This window comes from Pseudomonas monachiensis, assembly GCF_047345015.1.
GTDB classification, from domain to species: Bacteria; Pseudomonadota; Gammaproteobacteria; order Pseudomonadales; family Pseudomonadaceae; genus Aquipseudomonas; species Aquipseudomonas monachiensis.
The window spans coordinates 5,503,664-5,517,692 of the sequence record NZ_CP178857.1 but is presented as its reverse complement, the minus strand read 5'-3'; the positions used below and the strand labels follow the sequence as shown (position 1 = coordinate 5,517,692).

Genomic DNA, 14,029 nt, shown 5'->3' with positions numbered 1-14,029 from the left:
TACAAATTGGATACAGGTAGGTTGGCATGAGTGCGATACCTTTCACGGATCGTGAATTGAAGCGGGCATGGCGGGATCTTTCTGCCATTGCCTCGCCCCCATCTGGCGATATGCGCAAGAATCCGCATCGCCTTCTGTTGTTCTATGCCGTTGAATGTGGCTTGAAAGCCGTCTGGTTGAAGCGGCAGAACCGCTCCCTTTTTGACCGCGCGGACATTGAGAAGACCGGTCATGATCTCCGTCAGGTACTCAAGGAGTTAAAGGTGGGCAGTCAGTTTTCATTGCCAGAAAATTTACAGCTTTCATCCGTCACGCGGGGCCAGAATCAGGTTCCGCGCAATGGCGATATCAGTATCCTGCATCAGGCCTGGCGCTACGGTGGAGTGTGTTCGGCACCCACTGATCAAGATTGCGAAGTTCAGCTGCAAAAGGTGTTGGACTGGATTCAAGGAGAACTCAAATGAGCTTGCGGAATACCGTTGCCGATCGCCTTTTGACCTGGCTGGATGTAGAGCGCCTGTTAAAGCAAAGGACGGCGCTGTGGAGTCGTCTTCCAGATGGCGTGCACTCCATCGACTGTTTTGCTGATGGGATGGAGATTCGTCATGCTGTCGAGGCCAACGCAGTTGAAGACTGGATAGCCAGTGTTTTTTCTCATGCTTACGACCGTGAGCGAAAGGCCATTCGCCTGCGTATCGCAGACGCCTGGTACCCCGTGCAGTTGGTCGTTGAATCTGCCGCAATAGTCAACGGGGAAAGTCCGACTTACCCCTTGTGGCGGGATGTGACTTATCTCCCGGAGGAGGTCACAGAGCAGCCTACGGATTTATCTAGTCTGTCCGTCCAGCGTTGGCCAGCAGTCTGGACAGCAGGCCCTTACATGGTTTCGTTCCACTCGTTCAAGGGCGGTGTGGGACGTACAACTGCGCTGATGACCTACGTTGCGGCTTGCATGCAGGAGCCCAGTGAGGGCCCGAAAAAAGTCCTCGTGATTGATGCAGACCTAGAGGCTCCGGGAGTTAGCTTCTGGCTGGATGAGGTGAATCGGCCGACAGTTTCATTCGTACAGTTGCTGGAGGCATTGCATTACCCGCCGGTCAGTGCCGAGGAAACACTGGACTTTTTTGCCGAAGAACTGCGCAAAACCTCATTGAGCGTTTCGGGCATGCAGCGCGAGTTGTTCATTTTGCCAGCCGCACTCGATCTTTCCGAAATTCAGGACATGCCCGTGGCACCAGAGCACTTGGCCCGCCATCCTGATAACCCGTGGCGCTTGTCCGATCATCTACACGCACTGGGTCGACGTTTAGGTGTTGATGCTGTCTTCATTGACCTTCGGGCGGGTTTGAGCGAGCTGGCCAGTCCGATTCTTTTTGACCCGCGTGTAGACCACTTCTTTGTCAGCACGGTGGCGCCGCAGTCGGTGATGGGGATGGCTGAAGTGCTGCGGCGCTTGCACGCTTTCAATAGCCGACTGCCTTTAGATAGGCGAGATGATGCTCGGCCAACCGTCATCTTGAGTTTGTTGACTAAAGAGCTGCGTGAAGCAGATAGCTACGAGCGGGCATTAGAGATGCTTGGGGAGGCATATCCAGCTGTCGATACCCTAGCCTCAGGCGTCCAATGGTTGGAAGCAGAGTTCTTGAGCACCCTCATGTCTATCAGTTCTGTGCGGGAGGCTCTGGATGTTTTGCCTGCGTCAAACCGGCTGTTTACCGGGGCTAGTGAATGGGCTGAAGCCCTTTATGCCGAGCTAGCTCCGACGCCGCAAGGCGCGTCGGCTGTAGTGAGTGCCGAGTCTTCTAGGCAGGCACTGGCTACACGACTGCACGAAGTTTGTAAGGTGGCACAGTTCGCAGAAAGCGATGGCAATGCTTCGATCTTAGCGATTGAGCCATTACTAAACTTGGGCAAGCTCCACGCTAAGGAGTTGCCCAATTTGTTGATGATTGGTGCTAAGGGAGCGGGCAAGACTTTCACCTGCCGACAAATTGTCAGGAGCGGCAAATGGAGTCTCTTTTTGGAGAGGCTTGGGTTTGACGCGGCTAGTACCGTTGATGCATCTATTTTTCCCGCACTTTGGTCCAGCAACATTGAAGATTCGCCAGAAGGCGAGATCAAGACCGCGCAGGGAGGTGCGCTCGATTTGATCGCGGGTGATAAGAGCAACCTGAAGCGTGGCTCGGACTTGTCTCGCTTAATCAAGGATGCACTTGGCAATCCACCTGCATCCTGGGAGCACTTTTGGGATGGGCTCATCGCGCAGCAGTTAGGTGCAGTCGATGGCAAGTTGAGTACGCTGAATGAGGAACTGATCAAAAAATCAGCGCGTATCATTATTGTTTTCGATGGCATTGAGGATGCGTTTGAAGATGCGACCAATAGCGTCGCTGCTGAAGCTATTCAGGCATTGCTGAGGTTGACCAATCGTTTGAGCGAACTGGATAGCAGGCACATTGGCGCGATAATTTTTGTGCGAGCGGACTATGTGCAGGCTGCGGTTCGACAAAATTTCGGTCAACTGCAACAACGTTATCAACCGTTCCGACTGCAATGGAATCCGGAGAGCTTTTTACGGCTAGCTTTCATGCTTAGCTGCCAGGCCGGAATTCATGCTGATGATCCAAGCTCGGCCGAATCACTCCGCGTGGAGCAGTTGAAAGACAAGCTTGAAGAATTATGGGGGAAAAAGCTCGGTAGCGAAAAATCGAAAGAAGCTCACTCTGCTCGTTGGGTGTATGCAGCCTTATGTGACCTGAAAGGCAATGTTCAGGCCCGCGACTTGGTACGGTTCCTCAAGTTTGCCTCTGACATCGAGTCGGAAAGAGTTGGATCTTCGTGGACAGATCGTGTCCTCTCTCCCGAGTCAATGCGAAAAGCTATTCCGTTTTGCAGTCAAGAAAAGGTTAGCGAAGCCGTCGCGGAGATTGCACCACTCAAAATGTGGACTCAATTGTTAAAGCAAAATGGTGTCCGCTCACTCAGGGTTCCTTTCAGTCAGGAAAGCGTTTGCCTGACAGTCGAGTTATTGGGGGCACTGCAAGATATCGGTGTCATTTATGAAGATCTTGATGGCAAATTGGGCGAAGAGCGACTTTTCCTACCGGAAATTTACCGTTCCGGGCTAGGTTTTGAAACGTCGGCGACTGGGCGTCCACGCATGCAGGCTTTGCTCAAGAAAAATATTGGGAGCATTCCTTTGTGAGCCGATTTCTCTAATGTTTTGCCGGTAAAAAACTAAATTATTTACGTATTTCTTTACATTTAAGTGAGTGTTCTTCATTTTTTGATTGGATTTATTTTATTTAAAAGGTTTTTTGCTATTAGTGGCTCTTTTGATATTTGTATCTAGGTATCCACTTCCGTACTAAAGCAGCCTCAAGCTACAAGCGGCAAGCTGAAACACAAAACCCGCACTTCACTTCGAAGTGCGGGTTTTTTATGGGCGGTAAAATTTGGTTGCAGACTCAGGCCGCTAGGAACTCGTTGGTCGACACCACGCTGGCATACGCAAACGCCAGGGCTGCCATGAACGCTGCATGAACCTGCACCGCCGCAACCGTCACGCCATTGAACTCCAGGTCACGGGTGGCGCAGGCGTCGTGGATCACGGTGACCGTATAGCCAAAATCCGCCGCCGCACGGGTGATGCCGTCGACGCACATGTGGCTCATGCTGCCCACGACCACCAGTTCCTTGATGCCTTGCTCGTCGAGGATCGATTTCAATTCGGTTTCGCGGAATGAGTTGACGAAGTGCTTGAGTACCACCGGTTCGTCGGCGCGGTTGAGCACTTTCGGATGCAGCTTGGCGCCTTCGGAGTTCGGAGTGAAAAACGGCGCCTCTTCGGAGGTGAATTCGTGGCGGATGTGCACCACCGAATCCCCCGCGTCGCGGAAGGCCTTGATCAGGCGGACGGCGTTGTCGGCGGCGGCGTCGGCACCGACCAGCGGCCACTTGCCTTGGGGGAAGTAGTCGTTCTGGATATCGACTACGATGAGCGCTTGCTTGGCCATGACTGTTTCCTCGAAGTGTGTGTTGGTGTGGAATGAAGTATTGGCTGTGGCAGGCAATCCGAGGATTGGCCGCACCGACAATAGAAGGGGGAAAACTGACAATGGACGCAGAAAGGGCAATCGCCGAACTCGGTGTGCTGATCTATCCCGGCGCGCAGATGGCGGCGGTGCACGGTTTGACGGACTTGTTCGGGGTGGCGAACCGGATCGCCGCCGAGCATCAGGCTGCGCAGTTACCGCTGTTGCGGGTCAGCCATTGGCAGGTCGAGGGTGATCAGCCGCCGGTTCGGGTATTCGATAGTCATTCCGGCCCGGGGCGCGCCCTGGTGGCCGTGTTGATTCCGCCGTCGATCGGCGGTTTTTCCGAGGGCCAGGCGCCACAGGGATTGATCCGCTGGTTGCGTGAGCAACATGCCAGCGGTGCGACACTGGGCGGGGTTTGCGTGGGTTCTATCCTGTTGGCCGAAAGCGGTCTGCTTGACGGTCGCAGCGCCACTACCCACTGGACCTCGGCCAAAGCCTTCGCCGAGCGTTATCCGGCGATCAGACTCAAGGCCGATACGCCGATTGTCGATGACGGCGACCTGATTACCACCGCCGGGCTGATGGCCTGGTCCGAACTGGGTCTGCGCCTGGTCAATCGACTGCTGGGGCCGAGCATCGCCACCAACACCGCACGTTTTCTGGTGGTGGAACACAGCGACAGCGCCAGTGAGTGCGGCAGCAACTTTGCGCCGATCCTCAGTCATGGCGATGCGGCGATCCTCAAGGTGCAACACTGGCTGCAAAGCACCGGGGCGACCGATGTGTCGCTGGCGGCGATGGCCGAAAAGGCAGGGCTGGAAGAACGTACCTTCCTGCGCCGCTTCCGCGCGGCCAGCGGGCTCAAACCCACCGAATACTGCCAGCATCTGCGGGTCGGCAAGGCCCGGGAAATGCTTGAGTTCACCAACGGCACTATCGATCACATCGCCTGGACCGTGGGGTATCAGGACCCCGGGGCATTTCGTGCGACGTTCAGGAAAATCACCGGGTTGGCGCCGAGTGATTATCGGACGCGGTTTGGGGTGACGCCGGGGGCCGCGGCACGGTAGGCCGTTCACAACAAATCCCCCTGTGGGAGCGGGCTTGCTCCGGGCGGCGTTCCGACGAATGCGGACTTTCAGTCAACATTTGCGGTGAATGACACTCTGCTTTCGCGAGCAAGCCCGCTTCCACATGTGTTCTGTGCCAGTCTGGAATCGTGCAAAATGCCGGAGTATCAAAGGGCGTCGTGCAGAATAAAACAGGCCTAATGCCATCGCTGTCTGTGCAACGGGCTGATTTTAAACCCCTTTTCCCTCGACGGGCCTTGGCCTGATCTCTGCACCCCTTCAGCTACATTCATCAAGCGTCGATTGAAGGGGGATGCATGACCCCAGCAAACTCCAGGAGACTGGTGGTCGCCCATTCGGTGCTCGCCGATGCACCGCAGCACGAAGTTGAAACCAACCGTGCGCTGGCCCGCTGGCTGGCTCAGATACTGGGGCTCAAGTATGGCGGCAGCTACGACCCGCAACTGCATGTCGGGCGGGACCTCTACCTGTTGCCGACCCAGACCCTGGTGGGCGCTGCGATTGCCCGGCAACTGGGGGTCAAGGGGCCGGAGGATTTGTGGGGTGGTTATGTCGACCACGACTTCATTTGCACCAAGGCCATCAGCCACGGATTGCTCAACCGCCACGCCCATGCGCCGCCAGGCTGGGCTCCGTTGTTTTCCGAGCGGGTGCGCAGCGTGGTGCTCGACGGTCTCAGTGTGTTCTCTCTGAAGGATGCGCGTCCGGCGGCAGAGCATTTGCTGTACACCGGGCCGATCCGCCTGAAACCGATTCATGCCTGTGCCGGACGTGGTCAGGAAGTGATCAAAAGCCTCGACGAGTTCGATGAGCTGCTTGCCCAGCCGGAGGCTGAGGCGATGTTCACCGAAGGCGTGGTACTCGAACAGGACCTGGACCAGGTGATCACCCACAGCGTCGGCCAGAGTCGTATCGGCGGCCACGTACTCAGTTACTGCGGTGATCAATATTTGACCGAGGACGCTCAGGGGGAACAGGTGTATGGCGGGTCCAACCTGCTGGTGGTGCCAGGCGGCTATGACGCATTACTGGAACTGGATCTTCCGGAAGACGTGCGCCTGGCGATCCATCAGGCACAGGTGTTCGACAGCGCGGCGGATGAAGCCTATCCCGGTTTCTATGCCTCGCGGCGCAACTACGACATCGCCCAGGGCGTCGGCAGCGACGGCCGGCCACGCAGCGGTGTGCTGGAGCAGTCCTGGCGCATGGGCGGTGCCAGCAGCGCCGAGGTGGCGGCCTTGCAGAGTTTCGTCAACGATCCGGGGATATGCGCGATTCGTGTGTCTTCGGTGGAAACCTACATCGACCAGCCGCTACCGGCGGACGCCATCGAGGTGTACCGCGGGCCGGCGCAGGCCAGTGACTTTCTCCTCAAGTACGTGACGGTTGAATCCTATGACGGCTAGAAGCGAATCCATTCAGATCGACATCGACGACGAACAGATGAGCGGGACCTTCCTGAGTCCCAAATCGAAAGTTCCCGGTGTGCTCTTCGTGCACGGTTGGGGCGGCAGCCAGGAGCGGGACCTGGAGCGCGCCAAAGGCATCGCCGGCTTGGGATGCGTGTGCCTGACATTCGATTTGCGCGGGCACACCAATGGCACCGGTATCCCATTGACACGGGTGACCCGGGAAGACAATTTGCGCGACCTGCTGGCGGCCTATGACCGCTTGCTCGCGCACCCGGCTCTCGATACCTCGGCGATTGCCGTGGTCGGCACCAGTTACGGGGGGTATCTGGCCTCGATCCTGACCTCGCTCAGGCCGGTTCGCTGGCTGGCGTTGCGGGTGCCGGCGCTGTATCGCGACGAGCAATGGCACGCGCCGAAACGCGATCTGGACAAGCTGGACCTGCGTGATTACCGAAGCACCCTGGTGCGTGCCGACAGCAATCGCGCCTTGCATGCCTGCTCGCAATTCACCGGGGATGTCCTGCTGGTGCAGTCCGAGACCGACGACTATGTGCCCCATTCGACGATCATGAGTTACCGCGCGGCGTGCCAGCAGACTCACTCGCTGACCCATCGCATCATCGATGGTGCCGATCACGCGCTGAGCGACCCGGTTTCGCAGCAGGCCTACACCTCGATCCTTGTCGGCTGGATTACCGAGATGGTGGTGGGGGAGCGGTTGAGCATTATTCAATCCCGGTGATTTGCGGTGTGCTCGCGAAGGCGTCTTCACAACCAGCACAAAATCACTTGGGTTTTTTCTCTATCCGCAGCGCCTTGGCCTTGGCTTCCACCAGCAAATACATCACCAGGGTAATCAACAGCGGCAGGATGAAATAAATCGCCCGATAGGCCAGCAGTCCCGCCACCAGGCTGCCCCGCGAAGCCTCGTGTTGCAGCAGGGCCACAAACACGGCTTCCAGCACGCCGAGCCCGGCCGGGATGTGAGTGATGACCCCGGCGATGGCGCTGATCAACAGCACGCCCAACACCAGTGGATAGTCCAGTTTGCTCGGCAGCAAGGTGAAAATCACCGCCGCCATCAGCGACCAGTTCAGGGCACCGAGGGCCAGTTGCAGCACCGCCATGCGCAAGGATGGCAGGTCGATTTCGATGCCGCGAATCGCCCACTCCCGACGCCTGGCAAACCGGCACGCCGCCAGGTACCCGGCGCTCAGCAGCAACAACACGACCCCCACGCCTTGCAGCGTGCTACTGCTGAGCTTCCAGCCCGGAGGCATGCGTACCAGCCCGCTGCTGAACACGGCACCGGCAATTACCATGTACCCAAACCAGTTGGTCGCCAGGCTCAGGCCGAGGATTTTCGCGATGTTGCTCTTGCTGACCCCGAGCCGCGAATACAACCGGTAACGCATGGCGATGCCGCCGACCCAGGCGCTGAGGTTCAGGTTGAAGGCGTAGCTGATGATTCCCACCGGCAGGATTTGCTTCCAGGTCAGGTTCTGGCGGATGTAAGTGCGGCCGATCAGGTCGAAGCAGGCGTACACCAGAAAACTCACCAGGGTCAGCCCCGACGCAATGATCAGTGTGCGCACCTTGAAGTCCGCCAGGTTATCGAACACTTCGTTCCATTCCAGGCGCTGGGCGAGCATCGTGAACAGCACGATCAGCATCAGGAAGAACAGCATCGTCAGCGGTCGTTTCCAGCGGCTCCAGTGCGACTTGCCCGGGCTTTTGGCGTGAGTTGCCGTGTGGGGATCAGCGCGGTTCATGGTCAGCGCTCTCGGTCGGAGGGGGGAAGGGTTTCAGGCGAGGTTTATGCGCCGGCAACCAACCGGCCCATGCCGGGAAATGCCGCAGGAAGTGGAACACCAGAAAACCGATGGTCATGTGCCAGACACGCCCGCGTGGCGCGATGTCGTGAGACATGACCTTGCAGTGGTTGTCGCTGAGGTCTTCCAGGCGATCGAACAGAACTCGATTGAAGCCACGGTCGCGGATCAGCACGTTGGCTTCCAGATTCAGCGACAGGCTCAACGGGTCGAGATTGCTCGAGCCAACGGTACTCCAGTCCTCATCCACCAGTGCGACCTTGCCGTGTAGTGGGCGGTCGCAATATTCGTAGATCTTCACCCCGGACTTGAGCAAGTAATCGTAGGTCATGCGCGCCGCGAGCTTGGCCACCCGCATGTCTGGCTGTCCCTGCAGGATCAACCGCACATCCACCCCTCGGCGTGCCGCGTTGCGGATCTCGCGCAGCAAGCGGAAACCGGGAAAGAAGTAGGCGTTGGCGATCACCACCCGGCGCTGCGCCTGGCGCAACACCTGGCGGTAAACCTCCTCGATGTCGGTCTGGTGTTCCCCGTTGTCGCGGTACACCAGCCGCACCTGGCCATCGTGATCACTGAAGGCCAGTTCCGAACGCCGCTGCCGACGGCGCTGCCACCAGTATTTGGCGTGTGCCGGGCGACCGCATTGCAGCAGGGCAAAGTGATGGATGTCGGCAACGGCCGGACCCTGAACCTCTACGGAATAATCCTGCTTGGCCTCGGGGCCGAAATCGGCCAGATGATCGGCGGAAAAGTTGATCCCGCCGACGAACGCGACGGTGCCATCGACCACCACAATCTTGCGGTGCAGGCGCCGGAACCAGTTGGTGCGGATGCCCAGGCGTTTCGGTGCCGGATCGAACATTTGCAGATGCACGCCGGCGGCTGTCAGGGCGGTGAGGAACCCGGTACTCAGTTCGCCGCAGCCAAAGCCGTCGAGGCTGACGGTGGTGCGCACGCCCCGTTGAGCGGCTTCGATCAGGATTTGTTGCAGCTCATTGCCCACCTTGTCCTCGAACAGAATGAAGGTTTCCAGCAAGATTTCACTTTGCGCCCGGCGCAGGGCTTCAAACACCCGGGGAAAATACGCCTCACCGTTTTCCAGCAACTCGACACGATTGCTGCCTTGCCAGCCGTATTCGACATCGACCGCTGTCGGCTCGCGGGTCGGCGGAGCGGGGATGTGTTCCAGCGTGGTTTTTTCCATCGACTGGCTGCTCATAGCTCGATCTCCACCGACAGCGGGACGTGGTCGGAAAGGTGCGACCAGGGCCGGGAGGTCAGCACTCGCGGATGGCTGGCCTTGAGGTTGCGCACGTAGATTCGGTCCAGGCGCAATGCCGGCAAGCGCGCGGGGAAACTGCGTGCCGGTTTGCCATGGTGCGCGGCGAAGACTTCACGCAAACCACTGGGTTTTAGCAACGCATCGGCGCGCTGGCGCCAATCGTTGAAGTCACCGGCGACAATCACCGGGGCGTCGCCGGGCAGTGCGTCCAGGCGTTGGGCGAGCAGCTTCAGTTGTGCGGTGCGATGGGTTTCGAGCAACCCCAGGTGTACGCAAATGGCATGCACCTCCTGGCCATCGCCGGGCAGGCGCAACACGCAATGCAGGAGCCCGCGGTTCTCGTGGCCGCTGATGGATACATCGAGGTTGTCGTGGCGGATGATCTGGAACTTCGACAACAGCGCATTGCCGTGATCGCCCGCCGGATACACCGCATTGCGGCCATAGGCGAACTGTGGCCACAGGCTGTCGGCGAGGAATTCGTATTGCGGCATCGCCGGCCAGTTGGTGTAGCGCCTGGGATGCTGTTCGTGGGTGCCGTGGACTTCCTGCAAAAACACCACATCGGCAGACACACTGCGCACCGCTTCACGCAGTTCCGGCAGGATGAAACGGCGATTGAGCGCGGTGAAACCTTTGTGGGTGTTGACCGTCAGCACTGTGAAGCTGCGCACTGTCGTATTGATGGGTGTCTGCTCGTCCGTGACGCCGACCGGCTCGGGAATGTTCATGGCAACACGCCCTCGGTGGCAGGCTCACCGGGGACGGTGGCGAGGTTTTTGTCGAGGTGCAGGCGTTGCAGCAAATGGCGTGCATCAAAGGGGGCGCGGATTTTGATGTCGTTATCGAAATAGCAGAATACCTCCCGGGATTTGCACGCCTTTGGTTTCTGCCGGGGCGCGATCAGTTGTGCATCATCCGGTTGCCGGCCGTGATGCCAGGCTTCGATTCGTTCGCCCCAGTGTTTTAGTGCCTGCGGGGTGTAGCCGCTGGCATAGAGTGTTTCGGCGCCATGCAGGCGCAGGTAGACGAAATCGCTGGTGATGTCTTCGCGGTACGGCCATTTACCTGCCGTGTCGGCGATGACCAGGGCCGTGTTGTAGCGCTTGAGCAAGCGGACGAACAGCGGATCGATAAAACTGTCGTGACGGATCTCTACGGCATGGCGCAAGGGCTGTTTTTTGTGAGCCTTCAGACTCGCATGGCCGGTGACGTGGGAGTCGTGCTGGCGGGCGAGGGCGGCGGCCTGTTCGGTATTGTGGGGCAATTGGTCGAGGAAGTTTTCGAACAACTCGGCATCGAATTTGAAACTGGGGGGAAACTGCCAGAGGACAGGGCCGAGCTTTTCTTTTAATTCCAGCACTCCGGACGCAAAGAAATTGGCCAGCGGTCTGTGGATGTCCCGCAGCCGCTTGATATGGGTAATGAAGCGCGGGGCCTTGACGCTGAAAACGAAGTCGAGCGGGGTTTCGCCGTACCACTGGGCATAACGTTCGGGCCGCTGCAGCGCGTAGAACGATCCATTGATTTCGATGCTGTTGACCGCCCGCGAGGCGAATTGCAATTCGCGCTTGTGGGTCAGGCCACTGGGGTAGAAGTCTCCCCGCCAGGGCGTGTAGCGCCAGCCTGAAATACCGATATGAATCGTCGCCATGTCGCCTCCGGTCTGACAGCGCCTGTCTTGAGATGACTACGAGGCTGCGGCGAAAGTTTCGATGGCGCTACGGACGGTAAATTTTCTACAGAGCACCACTTGTGGGCGATATATTCCGGCACGTAGCTGCCGATGAGGGCGATTACACCCGGAGCCAAAACGGCAAGGACGGTTTCACACCAGTCCAAATGCTGGCCGATGAATGTCCCCAGCGGCACGCCGGTGACCAACGCCGGCCAGGCTGGTGAACATGCTCGCAATCGTGCTGGCGGCTTTTTCCTTCGGCACTAGACTGGTGGCGATAGTCGAGTTGATCGAGAAAAACACCCCGTGGGCAGCGCAGCGTCTGGATTTGGCTCGTTCAGAAAAATACAGGGAAGGACATTTGATATTTGCCTCGGGCGCAAAGATCGCGAGCGCGGGTGTTAGTCTGTGGCGAGGGATCTATATCCGAACTTGTCCGGCATTTCTCGATCAGTTCCCTACCGACACAGCCAAAGGAGCGGGTGTTTTGATCAGGCTCAAGACCGCGATACTGCTCGGAGCGTTGCTGTTTGTGGGCAGCGAGCAACTGGAAGCCGCCGCGATACCGGGGCTGCCCGCCACCGCGACCGCCGCGACGCCGCCGGCCCACCCCGAGCCGCTGGTGCAAGGCGGGTTACTGGGGGCCATCAGTTCAAGCATCGACGAGGTCCAGACCAAACTCGATCTCAATGAAAATCTCGTCGACGTCTGGCGCCTGCGTGCCGACCTCGCAGTCGATGAAGTGGATCAGTTAGTCAATCAGCCTTCGGCCCGTTCGCCCTGGAGCGTGGCTGGCGATTTCCTGCTGCTGACCTGCGTGTGGGCGGTGGTGTTTGCCTGTCTTTGGCTGCTTGGGCGGATGGCCGTCAGGCGCCTGTGCGAGCATCGTCTGCTGCTCAGTCGTGAGCGGGGCCAGGCGTTGCTCGGCTACGTGCTGCCCTACACCCTTGCGGCGGTGATCAGTCTGCCGTTGACGATTTATGCCAGTCAGTTCTTGTCGATATCGGCGGGACGGGCGCTGGCGCTGTGTCTGGCTTATGCCGCCAGCGCGGGGATATTTGCCGCGTCATTGGTGCTGTCGCTGGTGGTGGTGTTCAATGTCGGGCACAAGCGGCGGGCGGTGCAGATCATCCGCGAGAAGAGTCCCCGCCCCTTGTTCGTCATCGGCTTTCTGGTTGCATTGAGCGATGCCCTGACCAGCCCGCAGATCGCCCATCAACTGGGCAGCAACCTCACCAGCAGCATCGCCGTGTTCACCGGGTTGGCAGCATCGATGTCCTTCGGCTTACTGGTGATCCGCATGCGCCGACCGGTCGCCCAGGTGATCCGCATCCTGCCGCTGGCCCAGCGCCTCAGGCAGCCGGCGCTGCGTGAAACCCTGCGGATATTTTCCGGGCTCTGGTATTGGCCGATTCTGTTGATGGTACTGGTTTCGATCATCAACCTGATCGGTGCCGGGGCCGACAACCAGAGAGTGCTGCGCAGCGCCTTGTTCACCACGGTGTTGCTGATTGCCACGGTGTTCCTCAGCACCACGCTGCACCATTTGTTCAAGGCCCGCAGCGAGACGGAGCTGCGCCGCAGCAGCGCCTACAAGGAACGCTTTCTCAATCTGTCCCACGCCTTGCTGCGCATCGGCATGGCCATCGTGTTCATCGATATCCTCGGACGGATCTGGGGCGTGTCGCTGTTCGAATTCGCAGTGACCAATGCCGTGGGCCGGGCGATCAGCGATTCCCTGAGCCACATCGGTTTGATCCTCCTGGTGACCTGGATGGTCTGGGTGTTGCTCGACACGGCCATTCAGGAAGCCCTGAAACCACCCACCAACAAGCGCTCGGCGCGCCAGCCGAGTACGCGGGTGAAAACCATCCTGCCGCTGCTGCGCAACGCGATCAAAATCATCCTGGTGGTGATTTGCGCGATCACCACCATGGCCAACCTGGGAATCAACGTCGCGCCATTCCTGGCCGGTGCCGGGGTCATCGGCCTGGCGATCGGTTTCGGTTCCCAGCAACTGGTGCAGGATGTGATTACCGGGTTGTTCATCATCATCGAAGACACCTTGTCCATTGGTGACTGGGTGGTGCTCGATTCCGGCCACGCAGGCACCGTCGAAGGCCTGACCATCCGCACCTTGCGCCTGCGCGACGGCAAGGGATTCGTGCACTCGGTGCCGTTCGGGCAGATCAAGGCCGTGACCAACCAATCGCGGCAATTCGCCTATGCGTTTTTCTCGGTGCAGTTCACTTACGACACCGATGTCGACAAGGCCATCGAACTGATCCGCGAGGCCGGGCACTCCATCAGCAACGACCCGTTCCTGCGCTACAACCTGCAAGGATCGCTGGATGTGTTTGGCGTCGACAAGATGGACCTCAACGGTGTGGTGCTGACCGCGCAATTCCGCACGGTGTCCGGTGGTCAATACGCGGTGAGCCGGGCCTTCAACCAGCGGTTGAAAAAGCTTGTGGATAACTGCCCGTGGGTGAACTTCGCGCAGACTTATCCACAGCAGGCATTGGTGCCGCGGCATCCGGTCGAAGCGCAACCCGAGGCAGGGCATGAGCCGGATCACTCGGCGGTGCTGATGCCGGATCGGCCGCGGTCTCAGTAGAAGGTTTTGTCCTGAGGTTCTTTGTTGGCTGTGATGGCCTCTTCGCGGTCGGATCGCCGCACCGCCGCTCCCACAGG

At 58.8% G+C, this 14,029-nt stretch carries 11 protein-coding genes and 1 pseudogene; 6 read left to right on the top strand and 6 right to left on the bottom strand.

What is annotated here, in order from left to right; all coding sequences use genetic code 11:
* Window positions 1-26 precede the first annotated feature (26 nt).
* Window positions 27-464 carry a hypothetical protein gene (locus tag ACMDB8_RS24790; RefSeq protein WP_409078837.1) on the top strand — a complete coding sequence of 146 codons (438 nt, stop codon included), beginning with the start codon at window positions 27-29 and terminating at the stop codon, window positions 462-464.
* Entirely contained in the window at window positions 461-3,205 is a 2,745-nt protein-coding gene (locus ACMDB8_RS24785) for a ParA family protein (RefSeq protein WP_409078836.1), read from the top strand. Before ACMDB8_RS24790 ends, ACMDB8_RS24785 begins: the two co-directional genes overlap by 4 nt.
* Window positions 3,206-3,467: 262 nt before the next feature.
* Here ACMDB8_RS24785 and ACMDB8_RS24780 read toward each other — a convergent pair whose 3' ends face one another.
* Window positions 3,468-4,016: a cysteine hydrolase family protein gene (locus ACMDB8_RS24780; protein ID WP_056728971.1), complete on the bottom strand. Its 549-nt coding sequence runs from the start codon at window positions 4,014-4,016 to the stop codon at window positions 3,468-3,470.
* Between the two features lie 101 nt (window positions 4,017-4,117).
* Between ACMDB8_RS24780 and ACMDB8_RS24775 the strand changes: the two genes are divergently transcribed.
* The 3 genes from ACMDB8_RS24775 (at window position 4,118) to ACMDB8_RS24765 (ending at window position 7,285) form a co-directional block, all read left to right on the top strand.
* Window positions 4,118-5,110, top strand: a complete 993-nt coding sequence (locus tag ACMDB8_RS24775) for a GlxA family transcriptional regulator (RefSeq protein ID WP_056728969.1) — start codon at window positions 4,118-4,120, stop codon at window positions 5,108-5,110.
* 317 nt (window positions 5,111-5,427) lie between these two features.
* Complete coding sequence (locus tag ACMDB8_RS24770; protein WP_056728967.1) at window positions 5,428-6,537, top strand: DUF3182 family protein; 1,110 nt, start codon at window positions 5,428-5,430, stop codon at window positions 6,535-6,537.
* Window positions 6,527-7,285: an alpha/beta hydrolase family protein gene (locus ACMDB8_RS24765; protein WP_056728965.1), complete on the top strand. Its 759-nt coding sequence runs from the start codon at window positions 6,527-6,529 to the stop codon at window positions 7,283-7,285. Before ACMDB8_RS24770 ends, ACMDB8_RS24765 begins: the two co-directional genes overlap by 11 nt.
* Window positions 7,286-7,328: 43 nt before the next feature.
* Here ACMDB8_RS24765 and ACMDB8_RS24760 read toward each other — a convergent pair whose 3' ends face one another.
* The 5 genes and pseudogenes from ACMDB8_RS24760 to ACMDB8_RS24740 all read right to left on the bottom strand — a co-directional run.
* Window positions 7,329-8,315 carry a lysylphosphatidylglycerol synthase domain-containing protein gene (locus ACMDB8_RS24760; protein ID WP_409078835.1) on the bottom strand — a complete coding sequence of 329 codons (987 nt, stop codon included), beginning with the start codon at window positions 8,313-8,315 and terminating at the stop codon, window positions 7,329-7,331.
* The gene (clsB, locus tag ACMDB8_RS24755; protein ID WP_409078834.1) at window positions 8,302-9,594 is read right to left on the bottom strand and encodes a cardiolipin synthase ClsB; all 1,293 of its coding nucleotides are present in this window, start codon (window positions 9,592-9,594) and stop codon (window positions 8,302-8,304) included. Before clsB ends, ACMDB8_RS24760 begins: the two co-directional genes overlap by 14 nt.
* Window positions 9,591-10,388, bottom strand: a complete 798-nt coding sequence (locus ACMDB8_RS24750; RefSeq protein WP_056728959.1) for an endonuclease/exonuclease/phosphatase family protein — start codon at window positions 10,386-10,388, stop codon at window positions 9,591-9,593. Before ACMDB8_RS24750 ends, clsB begins: the two co-directional genes overlap by 4 nt.
* Complete coding sequence (locus ACMDB8_RS24745) at window positions 10,385-11,311, bottom strand: DUF72 domain-containing protein (protein WP_056728957.1); 927 nt, start codon at window positions 11,309-11,311, stop codon at window positions 10,385-10,387. The genes ACMDB8_RS24750 and ACMDB8_RS24745 overlap by 4 nt, the downstream gene beginning before the upstream one ends.
* Before the next feature lie 101 nt (window positions 11,312-11,412).
* A pseudogene (locus ACMDB8_RS24740) lies at window positions 11,413-11,650 on the bottom strand (MFS transporter); the annotation flags it as partial.
* Window positions 11,651-11,822: 172 nt separating this feature from the next.
* On the opposite strand from ACMDB8_RS24740, the gene ACMDB8_RS24735 reads away from it, so the two are divergent.
* Entirely contained in the window at window positions 11,823-13,952 is a 2,130-nt protein-coding gene (locus ACMDB8_RS24735; RefSeq protein WP_056728955.1) for a mechanosensitive ion channel family protein, read from the top strand.
* Window positions 13,953-14,029 lie beyond the last annotated feature (77 nt).